Annotated in this window: 14 protein-coding genes and 1 other annotated feature; of the genes, 4 read left to right on the top strand and 10 right to left on the bottom strand. The window is 42.4% G+C overall.

The features are described from left to right. Positions 1-58: 58 nt before the first annotated feature. Positions 59-1591: an MDR family MFS transporter gene (locus tag ACN6MY_RS03120; protein WP_419882703.1), complete on the top strand. Its 1533-nt coding sequence runs from the start codon at positions 59-61 to the stop codon at positions 1589-1591. Positions 1592-1702: 111 nt separating this feature from the next. Then, positions 1703-2395 (top strand): SGNH/GDSL hydrolase family protein, encoded by a 693-nt coding sequence (locus ACN6MY_RS03115; RefSeq protein ID WP_419882702.1) that lies wholly within the window; start codon positions 1703-1705, stop codon positions 2393-2395. A 59-nt stretch (positions 2396-2454) separates the two neighbouring features. Here ACN6MY_RS03115 and def read toward each other — a convergent pair whose 3' ends face one another. After that, complete coding sequence (def, locus tag ACN6MY_RS03110) at positions 2455-3033, bottom strand: peptide deformylase (RefSeq protein ID WP_419884057.1); 579 nt, start codon at positions 3031-3033, stop codon at positions 2455-2457. A gap of 284 nt (positions 3034-3317) precedes the next feature. Here def and ACN6MY_RS03105 point away from each other — a divergent pair, with 284 nt between their 5' ends. Beyond that, a complete protein-coding gene (locus ACN6MY_RS03105) occupies positions 3318-5048 on the top strand; it encodes an AAA family ATPase (protein ID WP_419882701.1) in 1731 nt (576 codons plus the stop codon). A gap of 112 nt (positions 5049-5160) precedes the next feature. Here the strand turns inward: ACN6MY_RS03105 and ACN6MY_RS03100 are convergent, their stop codons facing one another. Together ACN6MY_RS03100 and ACN6MY_RS03095 are read right to left on the bottom strand one after the other, a co-directional pair. Continuing rightward, on the bottom strand, positions 5161-8268 hold the full coding sequence (locus tag ACN6MY_RS03100; protein ID WP_419882700.1) for an MMPL family transporter: 3108 nt from the start codon (positions 8266-8268) through the stop codon (positions 5161-5163). Further along, positions 8265-8732 (bottom strand): MarR family winged helix-turn-helix transcriptional regulator, encoded by a 468-nt coding sequence (locus tag ACN6MY_RS03095; RefSeq protein ID WP_419882699.1) that lies wholly within the window; start codon positions 8730-8732, stop codon positions 8265-8267. Before ACN6MY_RS03095 ends, ACN6MY_RS03100 begins: the two co-directional genes overlap by 4 nt. Positions 8733-9018: 286 nt before the next feature. On the opposite strand from ACN6MY_RS03095, the gene ACN6MY_RS03090 reads away from it, so the two are divergent. Next, complete coding sequence (locus ACN6MY_RS03090; RefSeq protein WP_419882698.1) at positions 9019-9507, top strand: YtxH domain-containing protein; 489 nt, start codon at positions 9019-9021, stop codon at positions 9505-9507. Between the two features lie 107 nt (positions 9508-9614). On the opposite strand, the gene ACN6MY_RS03085 is transcribed toward ACN6MY_RS03090, so the two are convergent. The 7 genes from ACN6MY_RS03085 to dacB form a co-directional block, all read right to left on the bottom strand. Next, complete coding sequence (locus ACN6MY_RS03085; protein WP_419882697.1) at positions 9615-10688, bottom strand: ABC transporter substrate-binding protein; 1074 nt, start codon at positions 10686-10688, stop codon at positions 9615-9617. Then, entirely contained in the window at positions 10685-11488 is an 804-nt protein-coding gene (locus tag ACN6MY_RS03080) for an ABC transporter permease (RefSeq protein WP_419882696.1), read from the bottom strand. Before ACN6MY_RS03080 ends, ACN6MY_RS03085 begins: the two co-directional genes overlap by 4 nt. Position 11489: 1 nt before the next feature. Next, entirely contained in the window at positions 11490-12293 is an 804-nt protein-coding gene (locus ACN6MY_RS03075; RefSeq protein WP_419882695.1) for an ABC transporter permease, read from the bottom strand. After that, positions 12283-13392 carry an ABC transporter ATP-binding protein gene (locus tag ACN6MY_RS03070; protein WP_419882694.1) on the bottom strand — a complete coding sequence of 370 codons (1110 nt, stop codon included), beginning with the start codon at positions 13390-13392 and terminating at the stop codon, positions 12283-12285. Before ACN6MY_RS03070 ends, ACN6MY_RS03075 begins: the two co-directional genes overlap by 11 nt. A gap of 33 nt (positions 13393-13425) precedes the next feature. After that, complete coding sequence (locus ACN6MY_RS03065; protein WP_419882693.1) at positions 13426-13968, bottom strand: helix-turn-helix domain-containing protein; 543 nt, start codon at positions 13966-13968, stop codon at positions 13426-13428. Positions 13969-14206: 238 nt separating this feature from the next. Continuing rightward, positions 14207-15022: a CPBP family intramembrane glutamic endopeptidase gene (locus tag ACN6MY_RS03060; protein WP_419884056.1), complete on the bottom strand. Its 816-nt coding sequence runs from the start codon at positions 15020-15022 to the stop codon at positions 14207-14209. Positions 15023-15237: 215 nt separating this feature from the next. Then, positions 15238-16722: a D-alanyl-D-alanine carboxypeptidase/D-alanyl-D-alanine-endopeptidase gene (gene dacB / locus ACN6MY_RS03055; RefSeq protein ID WP_419884055.1), complete on the bottom strand. Its 1485-nt coding sequence runs from the start codon at positions 16720-16722 to the stop codon at positions 15238-15240. Between the two features lie 575 nt (positions 16723-17297). Then, positions 17298-17540 (top strand) — a binding site (T-box leader). Positions 17541-17583: the final 43 nt, after the last annotated feature.

Below are 17583 nucleotides of genomic sequence, written 5' to 3'. Positions count from 1 at the left end.
AAAAGCAATCATCTTTGTAAAACACTCTGGAGTTTATTTATTGGAAGGGAGATTGAATATGGTTACTAGTGATCAAAAACAGAAATATATTGTAGCCGGCCTTTTATTGGGCATTTTGATGGCCGCCATGGACAACACGATTGTCGCGACAGCCATGGGTACGATCGTTTCGGATTTAGGAGGCTATGATAAGTTCATTTGGGTTACCTCCGCCTATATGGCAGCCACGATGGCAGGTATGCCCATATTCGGAAAGCTTTCCGATATGTATGGCCGCAAGCGGTTTTATATCTTCGGACTGGCTGTTTTCCTTATTGGATCAGCACTATGCGGAATTTCGCATAACATTATTCAGCTTAGTATTTTCCGTGCAATTCAGGGGATTGGCGGCGGTGCGCTTATGCCGATTGCCTTCACCATTGTGTTTGATATTTTCCCTCCCGAAAGACGAGGGAAAATGACTGGTCTGCTTGGCGCAGTTTTTGGCGCTTCAAGTGTACTTGGCCCTCTTCTTGGGGCGTATATCACTGAATATATTACCTGGCACTGGATTTTTTATGTAAATGTTCCGATAGGATTATTGTCTTTGTTCTTTATCGCTCGTTATTATAAGGAATCAAAAGAGCATAAAGAACAAAAAATTGACTGGGGAGGAGCCATTACACTGGTCATATCCGTTGTCAGTCTGATGTTCGCACTTGAGCTTGGCGGCAAGAAATATCAGTGGGATTCAATCCAGATCACCGGTCTGCTTAGCAGCTTTTTGGTCTTTATCCTTCTCTTCTTTTTATTTGAAAGACGTGCCAAAGATCCTATTATTTCTTTTTGGCTGTTTAAGAAACGTCTATTTGCAGTTTCCCAGGTTTTAGCTCTCTTTTACGGCGCGACATTCATTATCCTGACCGTGTTTATTCCTATATTTGTACAGGGTGTATACGGCGGATCTGCGACAAGTGCAGGATTCATTTTGACGCCAATGATGCTCGGCTCTGTCGCCGGCAGTGCAGGCGGAGGGATTTTCCAGACTAAAACGACCTTCAGGAATTTAATGTTCGTTTCTGTTGTTTCCTATTTTGCAGGCATGTTCCTATTAAGTACACTTACACCAGACACCAGCCGTTTCCTATTAACTATTTATATGATTATCGTAGGCTTTGGGATGGGCTTTTCCTTCTCCCTCCTGCCGACTGCAAGCATCCACAATCTCGAACCAAGATTTCGCGGTTCTGCCAACTCGACAAATTCATTCCTGCGCTCTCTCGGAATGACATTGGGCATTACAATTTTCGGGTCCATCCAAAACAATGCATTTACTGATAAATTGAAGGATGCCTTCAAGGGAATGAAAGGTGCCGGCTTTCAATCGCCTGTAAACGGTGAAAATGCCCAAACATTATTCCAATCAAGCGAACGTGCAAAAATTCCTTCTGTTATACTGGCTAAAATTCTACAGGCTATGTCAGATTCAATTACCTTTACATTCACCCTTGCTCTAATACCGATTGGACTAGCCGCAATTGCTGTCTTCTTTATGGGCAAAGCCCGCGTCAAATCTGCTTCTCTAGAAGAAAAGACGAAAAAATCCATGTAAAAAAAGGCACTGAAACCCATTTTCAGTGCCTTTTTCATGATGTATATAAATTGAAAAATCAGCCGGAAGAACTTAAAATATAAGCAGACGCACTAAACGAGGTGGATACGATTGAAGATCATTTGTTTTGGTGATAGCTTAACAAGAGGCATTACATTCGTCAAAGGGCGAATGAGAATATTAAAGGATAATTATCCGAGCGTTCTCGGTAAATTGACCGAATCCATTCCTGGTATCGAAATCCTTAATAAAGGCGTATTTAACGATAACTCCGACTTCCTTGTAAACCGGCTGGAAAAAGATGTGCTTGCAGAAAATCCTGATGCCGTATTGATCAATGTAGGCGGAAATGACTGCAACTTTAAATGGGAAGAAGTTGCGCTTGAGCCAGATGGAAACCATCAGCCCATTGTCCCCCTTGAACGTTACGTGGAAAATCTGTCTTTCATGGTCAGCGAATTCCAAACAAGGCATATAACCCCTTATTTATTGACTCTCCCTCCATTAGACCCGACCCGTTATTATCGTTCGATTGCTGACAGATACGGTCCATCCATTGGACATTTTGTTTCTTTTGTAGGCGGCATTGAACACTGGCACGGCATGTATAACCGCAGGCTGAAAATGCTTGCCAAGGAGCTAAATGTTGCACTCATCGATGTCCGGTCCTTCATTAAGTCAGCCGGTGATCTTAATATTCTAATAAGCGATGATGGCATCCATTTAACAAGGGAAGGCTATTTCAAAATGAGCCAGGCAGTCCTTGAGAACTTAAAGAAACACCAGCTCTTTCCGGAGCACTGAAAAGCTGAAAAACATGACAAAAAGGCAAAGCAGACGCTTTGCCCATATGTTCCCTGCTCTCACAGGCTTTTAATCTCTGTATTCTCAGGAAGCTTAAATGGATTTTCGGAATTGATCCGGTCATAAAACATTTTTCCGTTCAAGTGGTCCAGCTCATGCTGAAACACAATGGCAGGAAAGCCCTTCAAGCGGAAGGTCACTTCCTCGCCTTTAATATTGAACGCCTTTGCCTTCACCCGTTCATATCTCGGCACATAGCCCTTTACATCCCTGTCCACCGACAGGCAGCCCTCGCTCTGAGGCAAATAGATCATGGAAGCGGACGTGCTTATAATCTTTGGATTAATCAGGCACTCTTCATAAAGTTTGCCGTCACTATCTGTAAAGTACATCACAAACATCCGTTTATTCAGACCGATTTGGTTTGCCGATAAACCAATTCCCCCGCGCAGGTTATATTTCTTTGACATTACCGGATCCTGGCTGTTTTTAAGGAACTGCATCATGCAGGCCAATGTATCCTTATCATCTTCAGCAAGCGGCAGGCTTACCTCATCCGTAATTTCGCGCAGGATAGGATCGCCTTCTTTTATAATATCTTTCATAGTAAGTATATAATCTGGTTTAAACTTATTCATACTGCAATAATCATCTGCCTTTACATTAAAATCTTTAAGCATCGCCAGTCAGCGTCTTCTTAGAGGCTTCTTTTTACCACATACAATTCTACTTTATCATTCCTATGTATGCTTGTCTAACAGCTGCCCCCTAGCCATCTTTTTATATTAAAATCAAGAAAAATGCATTTTAAACCTCTTTTTTGAAATTAGCATAATTTACCTCTAGTTTTAGTACTAATTACCTATGTATAATAATTATAATTTTTCTATACTGGATATATATTCAAAAAGGAGATGGAATATTGAACTCAAATTCAAAATTTGTTTCGAAGCTGCTGCCAATATTTTTGGCTTTCATTGTGATAACTGCTGGAATAGCATGGTATACCCTTTCAAGGACAGGGCCTGCCGAGATCCCTTTTTCATCGGTTGAAAAAACGATCAAAGATCAGCATGGCAAACCCGTATTTCTGCAGGAGAAGCCAAACGGCACTCTTACCATTGGCACAGACAGCGGAAAGTTTGTTTCTCATGTGCCTCCAAACAGTCAGATGGTCAATAAACTTGTCGAAACTTATAATGTTCAATATTCATTTTCATCTACCAGCAGGACAAGCGCCTGGCTGCTTGGCGGTTTTGTTGCTTTAATAGTTGCTGCTGCCATTTTCATACAGCAAAAAACCAAAGGCGGAATTGGCGTCGGCAATAAAATGAAAAACAGCCTTTCTGCAGCCAGACCTCTTCCATCCATCACACTCAAGGATGTAGGCGGACTGCAGACAGAAATCAAAGAGGAAATCCTCCAGACTCTAACTATTTTGAAAGAGCCGGAACGTTCTTCAAAAATTGGAATTAAGCCGCCTCAGGGCATTTTACTATACGGGCCGCCGGGAACTGGAAAAACACTGCTTGCCCAGGCCATCGCAAAGGAACTCAATGCAAACTTCTTTTCAACAAGCGGTTCTGCATTTAATGAAATGTTTGTCGGAGTCGGTGCTTCAAGAGTGCGCAGCCTCTTCCAGAATGCGAGAAAACAGACACCTGCTGTCATCTTTATAGATGAGGTGGATGCTCTTGCTGCAAGAAGGAAAGCAACCGGAGGAGAAGAAGGAGAAAAAACCCTGACTGAACTTCTGGTACAGCTTGACGGAGGACATCCAAATGACGGGATCTTATTCATAGCCGCTACTAACCGGAAGGATATGCTGGACGAAGCCTTTCTGCGTCCCGGAAGAATTGATTTCTCCTTTCAGGTGCCGCTTCCGGATACAAAAGGAAGGAAAGAAATTATCAGCATTCATTCCAAAGGAAAAAATCTTGCCGAGGATGTTTTAGCATCCCTGGATGAACTGGCTGAAAGCACTTCTGGATTTTCAGGTGCGGATCTAAGCTTATTATTTGACACAGCTTCCAGAAAGGCTTTGAGAAATGGACAGGAAGCCATCCATAAAGAAGATATGGATTATGCCATCGACCGTACGATATTAGGAAGCACCTCCCGCACTCTGAATGATTGGGACACGAAAAAAAGAGTCGCAATCCATGAAAGCGGACATGCTTTAATTGCTTCTCTGACAAAGCCGGGATCGGTGCGTAAAGCAACGATCATTCCACGGGGAGAAGCATTAGGCTATGTTGCCCCTATTTCCAAAGAGCTTCATCTTGCAACAAGCAGCGAATTGCTGGATCAGGTCAAAATGATCCTTGCCGGCGGTGTAGCGGAACGCATGTTTTTGGGCGAGCACAGTATAGGCGTATCAGGCGACGTGAAGCAGGCCAAGCATGTGCTCGAACAAATGGTTGAAACTGGATTGCTGCAGGACGGCTTCACCCTGACCTTCAACAAAGGGCAAAAAGAAGTGAAAATGCAGGAATTATTCCAGGAAGCCATTCTTCAAACAGAAGAACTGATTGATGTACACCGTGTACAATTCCAGAACCTTGTGGAAACACTTCTTAAGAAAGAAACACTGGAAGGATCAGAAGTTGATGAAATTGTCCGTGCAAACTCGCCGGATCTTGTTTTAGCATAAATGCGAAATGCCTTGTAAAACACGACTGGCTTTACAAGCAAAGTTCTTTTTTACAAAAACAAAGGGGCGGATCACAATTGTGTGATCCGCCCCTTTTTTCTATGAAAACTTCTTATTTAATAAATGGCCACCAATTTGCTTTGCCGAAGGTTTTCGCCATAATCGGTATGAATAGAGGCAATATAACCAGAGCATACAGCACAAGGCCTATAAGAATTAACGTGGCAATTTCGAGCAGGGAGAGAACTCCAGCCGGCATCATGGCAGCAAAGGTTCCCCCAAGGATAATGGCAGCAGAGATAATCACCGTTCCCATTTTCCTCATTGATAAAAGCATAGCTTCTTTTATCGGCATATCTTTGTATTCGTTGAATCGGTCCATTAAGAATATGCTGTAATCAATTCCGAGCGCTATCAATATGACGAATGCAAAGAACGGCACGGCCCAGCTGATGCCTTCATAGCCAAGGATGTTAACAAATATCACTTCTGTTATGGCCATGGAAGTATAGTATGTCAAAACCAGCGAAGCAATTAGATAAATCGGCATCACGATTGAACGGAGCAGCAGGAACAGTATGATACCGATTCCAGCGAGCATAAGCACAACGGTCCTTGAATAATCTGCATCTGATATTTTGCTCATATCATTATAGGTGCTTGTTACACCGCCAATGGCTACCTTCGCATTTTCAAGGCTCGTATCCTTCACTGCAATGGCTATAGACTTCTTGATTGGATCAATCTCACTGATGGCTTCATTGGAATATGGATTATCCTTAAATATCACATCCATGGTCATCACTTTGCGGTCTGGAGACATATATGCATCAAGTGCTTGTTTGAAGTCTTTGCTATTCAGTACTTCATCCGGAATATAAAGTCCTGATACGTTTTTGTCCGAAGAGGCTAATCCAGACAAATAGCCTTGGGCAGAATTCAATCCTTTGTGGACCTGATTCAAGCCATTCGCACTGTCATTCAGCCCATTCGTCAATGAATTCATCTGTCCGTTCAGGTTTGAAAATCCGTTCAGCAGCTGCTTCTGTCCTGTATTCAGGCTAGTAAGGCCGCCTTGAAATTTCGAGATATTTCCAATCACTTGCTCCTGCCCGTTTGCTGCTTTAGTCAATCCTGTCTGCAGCTCGTTCATCCCGGCAATAAGCTTTGTCATTCCGCTGGCCAATTCACTCTGGCCAGAAGCTGCTGAAGCGAGACTTGCATTGGCAGTATCAATGCCGCCCTTCACTTTTGACAGTCCCCCGTTAAGCTGAGTAAGACCCGAGGATAGAGGCCCTAAGCCCTTTTGAACAGAACCGACAGTTCCTTTAATCGTTTGATAATCCCTGTCAGATTGAAGATCAGGGTATTTGTTTTCTATTCCTTTAAAGTTTGCATCGAGTCCTTGGAGGCTTTGGGAAATTTGTGTGAGCCCCGTCCCGATTTCTTTATACTTGCTTTGGAGGTCACCCAAACCTGCACTGGCTTGTTTATAGCCGTTTGCAAGCTTTGTCATTCCATTTGAGAGCTTGACAAGGTTCTTCTGTACCTCACGCATCCCCTTTTTGATGTCCCCGGCACCCATCGAACCACTGCGGATGCCTGTTTCAATGGCAGTTAATCCGTTTTGGACTTTACCCATTCCATTTTTCAGCTCATCCGTCCCGCTAATCAGGCCGTTAATTCCATCTGTCGCTTTATTCAGCTGAGGTGCTGACTTGGATAGTTCGCCGCCTGCTTTCTTCAGGCCGTCACTGATTTTTTTGATGCCTTCATTTCCTTTGCCGACACCCTTTTCCAGTGAATCTGCCTGCTTGGATACAAACAAGTTCTCTATAGGCTTTCCTGCAGGGCGGGTCACGGAACGTACTGTATCCACTCCATCGACTTTTGCAACTTCCTGGGAAATTTTTTCAGCCAAAGCTACATACTCTGCTGAATTCATGCTCTCGTCATTTTTAATGACAACCTGAGTAGGCATGGACTGCCCTGGGCCGAATCCAGATGAAACAATATCAAATGCCTTAACAGATGCCATATCATCTCCTGCTTCATTCAAGGAATTGTAAGACAGCTTCCCGTCGTAAAAAACCAAAAATGGAACACATATTGCCGCTACAATAAGTAAAGCGATAAATGGCCGGGCAAGCGCAAATTTCCCAGCAGCTCCCCATAACCTGCTTTCTTTATGCTCAAGCTTGCCTTTAGAGGGCCAGAATATTTTCTTTCCTAAAACAGCCATAAAAAAAGGCACGACCGTTACAAGAGCCAATAATAAAACTGCTACTCCAACAGCTACCGCCGCAGCGGATTGATAAAGCTTAAAGGTTGAAAAGCCGATTGCAGCAAAGCCGACAAGGACTGCAAGCCCGCTGAAAAATACAGTTTTCCCCGCTGTCCTGTAGGTAGTGATAATTGCTTCCGCCAAGGTTTCGTGCTCTGATATTTCTTCTTTAAACCTGCTGAATAACAGGATGCAGTAATCCGTTCCAATCCCGAACATGATGGCCACCATAAATATTTGTGTATAAGATGAGATAGGAAAGTCAAAGGAATTCACCAGGAAGGACACGATAGATTGAGAAACCAGATAGGAAATCCCCACCGTCACCAGCGGAATGATGGGCGTAATGACCGAACGGAATACGAGGAGCAATACACCAAGGATAAAAATAACGGTAATGCCTTCCGTTTTTTTCAGTCCTTCCTGGGAGTTCGTATTAAGATCTTCATCGATCATCCAGCTGCTGGTATAGTAATGCCCGACCTTTACTTCTTTAAGCTCTTTGTACAGAGCCTTAGACGTTTCTTTCCGGTCGCGGTTCCCCATGTTCATGGAGAGTGAAGCCAAAATAGTTTTTCCATCCTTTGAAACCAGCTGGTTTTTTAGGGATTTTTCTTTAAAATGGGTCGTAATGTCATTGATGCCGAGTTTACTTTTATCGGTTTCAAGCTTGTTTATCCCTTGTTCTATATCAGCCAGATCTGCAGCTGAGAGCTTTGTCTTGCTGTGAAATACAAGCGCCACCTGCGATTCATCATCATCGCTGATATCCTTCATAATTTTATTAGCCATGGCAGAAGAATAGGTGTCAGGTATGGAAAGCTGCCCTTTTTCACTGACAAGGTCAGCCATATTGGGAGCCAGCCCCATTAATACGGCAGCTGCTGCAATCCAGGCAGCAAGGATCAGCCATTTTCCTTTTAATATTACGCTCATGAAGGTTCCTCCTGTTTTTCTTTTGTCATTTCGATTAATATTCGCGAAAGCTTTTCGTATGTATGAATGAAAGCTTCTATTTCCTCATTATTAAACTTTGTGATAAATGATTCTACGAGCTTATGGATTTTCTGTTCTTTTGAGGCGAATAATGCTTCTCCTTCTTTTGTCAGGGTGAGATATACCACCCTGCGGTCATTTTCATCCCGTTTACGCTGAATAAGCCCTTTATCGGTTAAACGGGTGATAATGGCTGAGATTGCGCTTTTATTAACATAAAAGGCCTCAGCTAGGTCAGTGGACTTGCACTGCGGCGCCTGCTGGATGAATCGCAGCGTATAATACTGCTCATTTGTCAGATCACTGCAAATTTGTTCCTTTATCAGTGATTCGCCTATTTTTGAAACATAAAAGGAAACTCTTAAATAGCGGTCAATTAACCCTTGAACCTCGTCATTATGCATAAATAATCAACATCCCTATATTAGTTCAACTCTTTAACTATTAATGTATTTAACTATAATATGGTTTTTTTTTACTGTCAATAACTAAAAGAGACTGCCCCTTGTCCAGAAGATTTCAAGATTTAGTTCCTGCCTGGCTTGCGGCTAAAGACCAAGGTGCACAGCCGGAAAGTTTAGAAAGCAAAATTGTTTGTTGTTAATTTTTTTAAATTTTTTGTTTGATTTTTGCATATATCGGGAAAAAACCAACAAGCATCGATACTTACAAAATAAGGAGGAAGTAAATATGACTCAGCAAATGACCAGCGATAATGAGAAAAACAGTAAAATGTTAAAAGGTATAATTATTGGGGGAATCATTGGAGGGGCTTTAACCTTATTGGATTCACGCACTCGTACTAAAGTGAAAGAAACAGCAGTCGATCTAAAGGACTCATCAATGGGCATGATTGCACAGGTAAAGGAAAACCCAGGCGAGTTGAAGGACCAGATGATTAGCCGTTTCAAAGATGCTTCAACAACTTTAAAGGAAGCAATCAGTGATGCACAAAGCCTTTATGAAATGGTGAATGAAGAGGTTCTGGGGCGCGTAGGAGAAGTGAAGGACATTTCAACTGATGCTCTTTCAACAGCAAAACAAGCCACTGGTGAACTGAAGGATATCGGATCCAAAGTGGCTGATGCCGGTTCACAGCTTAAGGAAACAAACAGTAAAAAACACAATAGCAACACTTCCAGTACATCCGCTGACATAAACCAAAACCGCAATATTTAAATTACTGATAAAAACAGAAACAGGCTTTTCTTACTTAATTCCTGTAAAGAATCTTTTGAGTATGCCAAAAATAAAAGTCGGCGCCAATGCCTGGCGCCGACTTTTATTTACTTTCTGTGCATCTTGAACTCTAAGAACAGTTCGTTATAGTAGGCAAGATTTTTTTGCCCGAGATTTTTATATACCTCAAGCTTATCGGTCATTTCAGGTGATGGATAAAAACGTTTATCATTTACAGTCGCTTTTGGCATGTATTTCAATGCCGCTTTATTTGGAGAAGAATAATTAACATACTCTGCATTTTTAGCAGCTACCTTTGCATCCAGCATAAAGTTAATAAACTTATGTGCTGCCGAAATATGCTTAGCTGTTTTAGGGATAACCATGTTATCAAACCATAAGTTTGTTCCTTCTTTTGGGAGCACGTATTGCAGATCTTCATTTTCTGCCATAATTTCTGAGGCAACCCCAGACCATACAACCCCAATGGAGGCTTCCTGGTTTTCAAGCAGCATCCTGCTCTCATCACCGACAATCGCTTTAATATTCGGTGTCAGACTGTCCAGTCTCCTCTTTGCCTCCTGAAGATGCTTTTTATTCGTATCATTCAGCGAGTAATTCAGACTGTTCAGCCCCATTCCGATTACTTCTCTTGCACTGTCTGCCAGCAGAATCTGATTACGTAAATCTTTATCCCACAGATCATCCCAGCTGGTGATTTTTTTATTGCCGAGTAATTTAGGATTATACACAATCCCGACTGTTCCCCAAAAATAAGGAATGGAATACTTGTTTTTCGGATCAAACGGCAGATCCATAAATCGCTTGTCAATATTCTTAAGGTTCGGAAGCTTGCTGTGATCGAGCGGCAGAAGAAGGTTTTCCTTCCTCATTTTATCAATCATATATTCTGAAGGAACCGCAATATCATAGGCAGTCCCGCCCTGCTGAATTTTTGTCATCATAGCTTCATTGGAATCAAAGGTTTCATAAATCACTTTAATGCCCGTTTGTTTTTCAAACTTCTTGATTAGAGAAGAATCGATATAATCTCCCCAGTTATAAACCGTTAAAGTCTTTGCTCCTGAATATCCCTGAGAGGAGTTCAAGCCCGATACTGCGTACAGGAGCACCGCTGAAATAATAGCGATCGCAAGGAAAACTTGGCTCAGCTGTTTCATTTTCCTGCCCCCATTCCATTCCTGGCATTGCGCTGGGTGATGAAATAATATCCCACAACAAGCACCATGGTAAATAAGAATAGCAGTGTAGATAGCGCGTTGATATTAAGGGAAATCCCCCTTCTGGCCAGTGAGTAAATTTCTACGGAAAGTGTTGAAAATCCATTTCCCGTCACGAAAAATGTAACTGCAAAATCGTCGAGGGAATAGGTTAATGCAAGGAAAAAGCCAGCAAAAATGCCCGGAGTAATATAAGGAATGACTACCTTTGACAGTACATCCCAGCGGCTTGCCCCTAAATCCCTGGCTGCATCAAGCAGACTCGGGCTCATTTCCTGGAGTTTAGGCAGAACCATAATGACAACAATCGGCACACTAAAGGCAATATGCGACAGCAGGACCGAGAAGAACCCGAGCTTAAGCCCAATCATGGTAAAAAGAATAAGGAATGAAGCACCAATAATGACATCAGGACTTACAATCAGGACATTATTCAGTGAAAGCAGTGCATTTTTTGTCTTTCTCTTCCTTACACTGCGGATAGCAAGTGCCCCAAGCACGCCCAGAATCGTTGAAATTGCAGCGGAAAGCAGCGCAATGACCAGGGTATTCAACACAATAATCAGCAGGCGGGTATCATGAAACAATTCTTTATACCACTGAAGGGTAAACTTATCGAATTGATGCATGTCACCTCCGCTGTTAAATGAATAGTACACTAAAAAGAAAATAGGAGCATATAGCACCAGAAACACCGCAACAAGATAGACGGACGATAATGCTGAATTTTTTCTTCTCATTCTAGACACCCCGCTTTCTGTTGCCTGTTAGGGCCATAATCGCAAACATAATAATGATCAGGAAGACTGCAATCGTTGACCCCATGCCCCAGTCCTGGGTAACAAGGAAATGCTGTTCAATTGCTGTGCCAAGCGTAATAACACGGTTTCCTGCAATCAATCTTGTCAGCATGAATAGTGATAATGATGGAATGAATACTGCCTGGCATCCCGACTTAACACCTTCAATGGTGAGAGGGAAAATGACCCGGCGGAAAGTAGTCCAGGAAGATGCCCCCAAATCATTAGCCGCATCAAGCAAGGTGGGATTCAATTTATCCAATGTATTAAAGATCGGCAAAATCATGAATGGTATGAAAATATATACCGAAACGAAAATAAAGCTGAAATCTGTAAAAAGGATTTGTTTGCTTCCGATTCCGATTATTTTTAGGAAGCTGTTAGCTGCTCCGTATGTCCCGAAAATGCCAAGGAACGCATAGGCCTTTAACAGTAAATTAATCCAGGACGGCAGAATGATTAAAAGAAGCCACAGCTGCTTATGTTTCGTTTTAGTTAACAAATATGCTGCCGGATAGGCGATGAGCAGTGAAAAAGCTGTTATTAAAAATGAATACCAAAAAGAACTCAGTGTCATTTTCAAATAAACGGGTGTAAAAAACTTTTGATAATTGGAAATTGAAAAATTCCCTTCAATATCAAAGAAAGAATAATAAAGGACAAGAAGAATAGGAGCAATAACAAAAAGCAGGATCCATAATGCATATGGAATCAGATATATGTTACGCGACGCCTTATTCTGCATGGCTCGCCCCGCCATTATAAGCTTCCAGACGCTTATCGAATTCTTCTTCCGTTTCCCCGAAACGCATGACATGAATGGCTTCCGGATCGAAATAAAGACCAATTTCATCGCCTACCGTAGCCTTTTTCGTTGAATGGACAAGCCACTCGTTACCCTCTTTATCATAGCTGCTGATTTCGTAATGAACACCGCGGAAGAGCTGCGAATCTACACGCACCTGCAGCTTGCCCCTATCTACTGTGGTTATCTCCAGATCTTCAGGGCGGATGATGATTTCAACAGGCTCATTCGGATTGAAGCCCTGATCCACGCAATCAAATTGCTTCCCGCCAAATGCAGCCAGATTGTCTTGGATCATCATTCCTTTAACAATGTTCGACTCCCCGATGAAATCGGCAACAAACCGGTTAATCGGCTCGTCGTAAATATCCGTAGGAGTTCCGCTTTGCTGGATAATTCCTTTATTCAGCACGAATATTTCATCCGACATGGCCAAAGCCTCTTCCTGGTCATGTGTAACGAAAATGAAGGTAATTCCAAGGCGCCTTTGAAGCTCGCGCAATTCATACTGCATTTCCGTCCGAAGCTTAAGATCGAGGGCAGATAATGGCTCATCAAGGAGGATGACTTCCGGTTCATTCACAATTGCCCGTGCAATCGCCACACGCTGGCGCTGGCCGCCGGACATCTCACTGATTTCCCTTGTCTCATATCCATCCAGGTTAACAAAGGATAGGGCCTCAAGCACCTTTGCTTCAACATCAGCATTTTTCATTTTTTTAATCCGAAGGCCAAATGCTACGTTTTCAAACACGTTTAGATGGGGAAATAATGCGTAATCCTGAAACACGGTATTAACCTGGCGTTTATTAGCCGGTACATCATTAATTAATTTCCCGTTAAAATATATGCTGCCTTTCGTTGCGTCCGTAAAACCGGCAATCAGGCGGAGAATAGTGGTTTTTCCGCAGCCTGAAGGGCCAAGCAGCGTATAAAACTTTCCTCTCTCAATCTCAAAACTTACGTTATCCAGTATTGCAGGGTCTTGGTCATACTGCTTTGTTACCTGCTCAAAGCGGATAATTGTCTGGTCTGCCATTGCAGCCTCCTCCTTCTCGGATACATATTTTTCTTACAGATAGGAATCTGTAGCCACCAGCAGCAGCTCGGACATCCCTTTATGGTCGTTAATGATTTTATGTTCTTCTGAAGCATGAAAATATATTGATTCACCAGTTTTTGCAATATATGTATGCCTGCCCAGCCTGACCTGTACCTGACCTTTGAGTACATAGCCAAATGTCTCTGAAAGAGAGGGCTCGAATGTCTTAAATTCACCGTTTTCCTTAAAAGTCAGCCGAATCGGTTCCATTTCTTTTTCATTGGATTCCGGTACAAGCCATTGAATTTGATAGCCTCTCTCCTGGTCATCATAAAAAGTCTGATCTTCCTGGGTGTACACGACCTTTTGCTTGCGTTCTTCTTCATCAAAAAATTGACTAGGGCTGCAGCCAAGCACCTCTAAAATAGTAAAAAAGGTTTCTATAGATGGGGAGCTCAAATCACGCTCAAGCTGTGAAATATAACCTTTGCTTAAATCTGTTCTTTCTCCAAGCTCTTCTTGCGTTAATCCTTTTTTCAAGCGCAGATTTTTTATTTTTTTGCCGATTTGCATAATATAGCCTCGATTTATTGTTTAGTAATAGTAAACATTAAGGCACAATTGTTTTCATATACTAAACCTCAAGTTTACTTTTAACCTTATCCATTATACATGACATTTCGTAAACCGCAATATATTTCCCATGGATTTAACAATTATCCGGTGATGCCGATTTCCGCCACTGCCTGATACCTGTATCCTTCCGGGAAAGCATAAAAAAAATCCGTCAATTCGACGGACTCTCTGCACCTTATTGCTCCTGCCTGCGGTATTTTCTCCAGACTAAAAAATAAAAAAAGCCAAATAGACAAAGATCAAACAGCAGGGAGTATACCGGATCATTATTTTTCACCTTAAACAACGAAGGAATAGCGCCGCCTACAGATTGATCGTCTGCAAAAAAGATAAACAAAAACATATTATTCGCAGCATGGACTCCAATGGACAGCTCAAGCCCCCCCATTTTAACTGCAATGAATGTAAGAATAAACCCGACAAATAAATAGTCGAGTCCTACAAAAATGGCTGAACGCTCCATTTCGGGATTTGAAAAATGCATGGAGCCAAAGATAATCGCAATAATGCCGGCGAGGATATAAGGATTACGGATCTTTTTGCCAAACCATTGCAATAAAAACCCTCTGAAGAATAGTTCCTCCACTGTAGTTTGGATTGGCACAAGCACCAAAATCAAGACAAGCAGAATGAAAAAATCCTTCCACTTCACATTATTTAAAGAAATATCAGATGGGAAAATGGCATAATCAATTAGCTGAAAAACCATCATGAAGAAAAAAAACATCCCATACGCCCAGAAGATCCGCCTCCAATTTATCCGTTCTCCTGAGGTAATCAGTGTTCTAAGCTTTCTTTTATGGATCACCCTTATGCAAAACCAAAGTCCCAAGATCCAAAAAACATCTGCCAGCATGGTTAAGGCAAAATCCAGCATGGGATGATGAACTCCAAAAGATTCGATTAATGACAGGTCTTCCCCTGATGCCCACAAATATGCGGCCATTGCAACGCCATAAAAAAAGGATGCTGCAATGAGAATTGCCCCCATTGTCACGAGAGAAAGCGTATACCTTTTCCAGCTATTTTTCCCCGGCGGATTATATAGATAGCTTTTAATAATACCCCCCCTTGCCTGCTTTACTACTTATTGGCGGCTCAGCATTTTATATATTTATTCTACCATCTCAGCCTCTATTATTTCCGGGTAAATTTGATTTCAAGTTTTAGTCCTAAAATACAGGATAAAAATTCCGTTGCCTGAGGTCATTTTTCGCTTGCCAGTACAACAGCTATATCATCCTGTATCTTTTGGATTCCCTCTTCTTCTGTGAAATTGTTTATTAGAATAGAGAAAATAAATTTTTCCCCATTTTTTGCAGTTGCGTAACCGGATAGAGTACTGCATGATGAAATTGTTCCTGTTTTCGCAAATACCTTCCCCGCTGCAGCTGTGTTTTTCATTCTTTTTCTAAGGGTCCCTCCTTCCATTCTGCCGCTTGCGCCTGCTGTTGGCAATGCATGCAGATATGCTAGAAACCATGGCTTTTTCTGTATTTTATACAATAGTTTAGAAATTTCATTGGCTGGAAACAAATCAGCCTGGGAAATTCCGGAGCCATCTCTGATCTGCATTGCATGAGTATCCAGCCCCCAGCTTTCTGCTGTTTCTCTTACAGTTTCAAGGCCCTTCTTCCAGCTTCCTTCTCCTTTTTTCACTCTGCCTAATTCTTTCACAAGCACCTCTGCATGGCTGTTATTGCTTAGTTTCATAAATGGCACCATAAGCTCAGATAGCGGCATTGATGAATGAACAGCTTTAACTGCTGCAGTTTCTGGAACCTTTCCTGTCCTAATCCTTCCAAGAAGCTTGATCCCCTGCCTTTTAAGTGCTTGATCAAATAAATCCAATGCATACCCGGTTGGCTCCCATACAGCGCTCCATTGTTTATCAGGGGATGAACCAAGCGGAATTGTCCCCTCCATTGTAATTATGTTCGTTCCATGCTTGCGGACCATTTTCAATTCTTTTTCTGCATCCGGTCCTGATGTTTGAACATGATTGATGATTTCCACATAATCCGTTTGAGGAGAAACAGTTATTGCGGCAGGCTTTCCAGCCCGATTGGCCGGACTCACTTTTAAAATGACCGAACCCGCATCATAATCTTCATCAGGAGATACCGTTAGAGCCGAAATCTGGGCTCCGTAATATTCCTGTTCATCGGTCCAGGCAAGATCAAAGGAATACCTTTCTTGGTCAAACCAGGAATCATCTCCAATCAGGTTTCCGGAAACAGTTTTTATGCCGCCCTTCTTCAACTTTAAAGCAAGCTCATCAAAATCCTTCTGTAAAAGAGAAGGATCGCCTTTTCCTTTTAAATAAAGATCACCATGTAATAAGTGGTTCATCACTGGCCCTTCTGCCAGCACCTCTGTTTGGAAAACATATTGTTCTCCAAGAATTTCAAGGGCTGCCGCTGCAGTCAATAGCTTCATGTTTGAAGCCGGCCTTAATCGTGTATTCCCGTCCCTGTCATACAGTATTTTTCCTGTTGAAGCGGAACGGATGCTGACTCCTGCCAGCGCTCCGTTTAAATGGGGGTCTTGAAGGATAGCCGTTATTTTCCGCCCCAGCTCTGCTTGACCCTGGGTGGCATGCGCCAGTTCACGTTTATCTTTGACCGAAGGAATAATTGTCAGCATAAACACCAGCAAGACAATTGGAACACTCTTCACTTTTTTCTTCAGCAACAGCTTCCACCTCCGAATTACCTTTGTCTTTCTTAGGCTCCGTTAATCTTGCCTGTTGATTCCTGCTCTTAGGCGCTCGCTTTCCGCGGCGGCCGGGAGCCTCCTCCGCTTTGTGCCTGCTGGGTCTAACTTAACCTGCTTTTCCCGCAGGGGTACTGCACTTTCCACCACATTTAGTCTTCAATCTATATAAGAAGATTTATTTTCCTCTTCACTCACACAAAGTATTCCCATTATGAGTGCTTCCAAAAATAGAATAGCGCTATATCAATTTTTATTAAGCAGGCTCTGTTATCCAGCTTGTTGATTTCCGGTTTTGGCGCTCGCCTTCCGCGGGCGTTCTTTGAGGCCCCTCTCCGTTTTTCGGCTGCGGAGTCTCCCATAACCCGCCTTTTCCCCAGGAGTCCCGTACCGTCCGCTTCAATTGATAAAATGTAAAAATTAACATTGAGCTTTAACAAAGCTATTATGTAAAATAATGAAGTAGCTATTCCAAATGGTTAATGCAGAATAATTAAAAATTTCTAAATATATTGACATAATATTATCCATTTGATAAATTATCAATATCAAGAAAGTCGATGACGAGAAAGAGTACGATTTATTCCTGTTCCACAGAAAGCCGGCATCTGATGAAAGCAGGCGTTCAGGATGTTTCTGAAAATCATCTCCGAGATGCAATGCCGAATGTTAGTAGGCATTGACGGGACTTCCGCCGTTATACGGAACGCGTATGTATTGTACGCTAGTTGAGAGCCGGATTTAATCGGAATTCCGGAATTAGGGTGGTAACGCGAGCTAAACTCGTCCCTGTTATTGGGGGCGAGTTTTTTATTTTGACTAAAAGGAGAGAGTACG

This window comes from Peribacillus sp. B-H-3 (assembly GCF_048572925.1).
Classification (GTDB): domain Bacteria; phylum Bacillota; class Bacilli; order Bacillales; family DSM-1321; genus Peribacillus.
This window is presented reverse-complemented; position numbering and strand designations above follow the sequence as displayed.

What these genes read in the sequence shown, in the direction of transcription:
- ACN6MY_RS03120 (WP_419882703.1), top strand. Translation starts at nt 59, where the DNA reads ATGGTTACTAGTGATCAAAAACAGAAATATATTGTAGCCGGCCTTTTA.
- def (WP_419884057.1), bottom strand. Translation starts at nt 3,033, where the DNA reads ATGAATAAGTTTAAACCAGATTATATACTTACTATGAAAGATATTATA.
- ACN6MY_RS03100 (WP_419882700.1), bottom strand. Translation starts at nt 8,268, where the DNA reads ATGAGCGTAATATTAAAAGGAAAATGGCTGATCCTTGCTGCCTGGATT.
- ACN6MY_RS03095 (WP_419882699.1), bottom strand. Translation starts at nt 8,732, where the DNA reads ATGCATAATGACGAGGTTCAAGGGTTAATTGACCGCTATTTAAGAGTT.
- ACN6MY_RS03090 (WP_419882698.1), top strand. Translation starts at nt 9,019, where the DNA reads ATGACTCAGCAAATGACCAGCGATAATGAGAAAAACAGTAAAATGTTA.
- ACN6MY_RS03085 (WP_419882697.1), bottom strand. Translation starts at nt 10,688, where the DNA reads ATGAAACAGCTGAGCCAAGTTTTCCTTGCGATCGCTATTATTTCAGCG.
- ACN6MY_RS03080 (WP_419882696.1), bottom strand. Translation starts at nt 11,488, where the DNA reads ATGAGAAGAAAAAATTCAGCATTATCGTCCGTCTATCTTGTTGCGGTG.
- ACN6MY_RS03075 (WP_419882695.1), bottom strand. Translation starts at nt 12,293, where the DNA reads ATGCAGAATAAGGCGTCGCGTAACATATATCTGATTCCATATGCATTA.
- ACN6MY_RS03070 (WP_419882694.1), bottom strand. Translation starts at nt 13,392, where the DNA reads ATGGCAGACCAGACAATTATCCGCTTTGAGCAGGTAACAAAGCAGTAT.
- ACN6MY_RS03065 (WP_419882693.1), bottom strand. Translation starts at nt 13,968, where the DNA reads ATGCAAATCGGCAAAAAAATAAAAAATCTGCGCTTGAAAAAAGGATTA.
- ACN6MY_RS03060 (WP_419884056.1), bottom strand. Translation starts at nt 15,022, where the DNA reads ATGGGGGCAATTCTCATTGCAGCATCCTTTTTTTATGGCGTTGCAATG.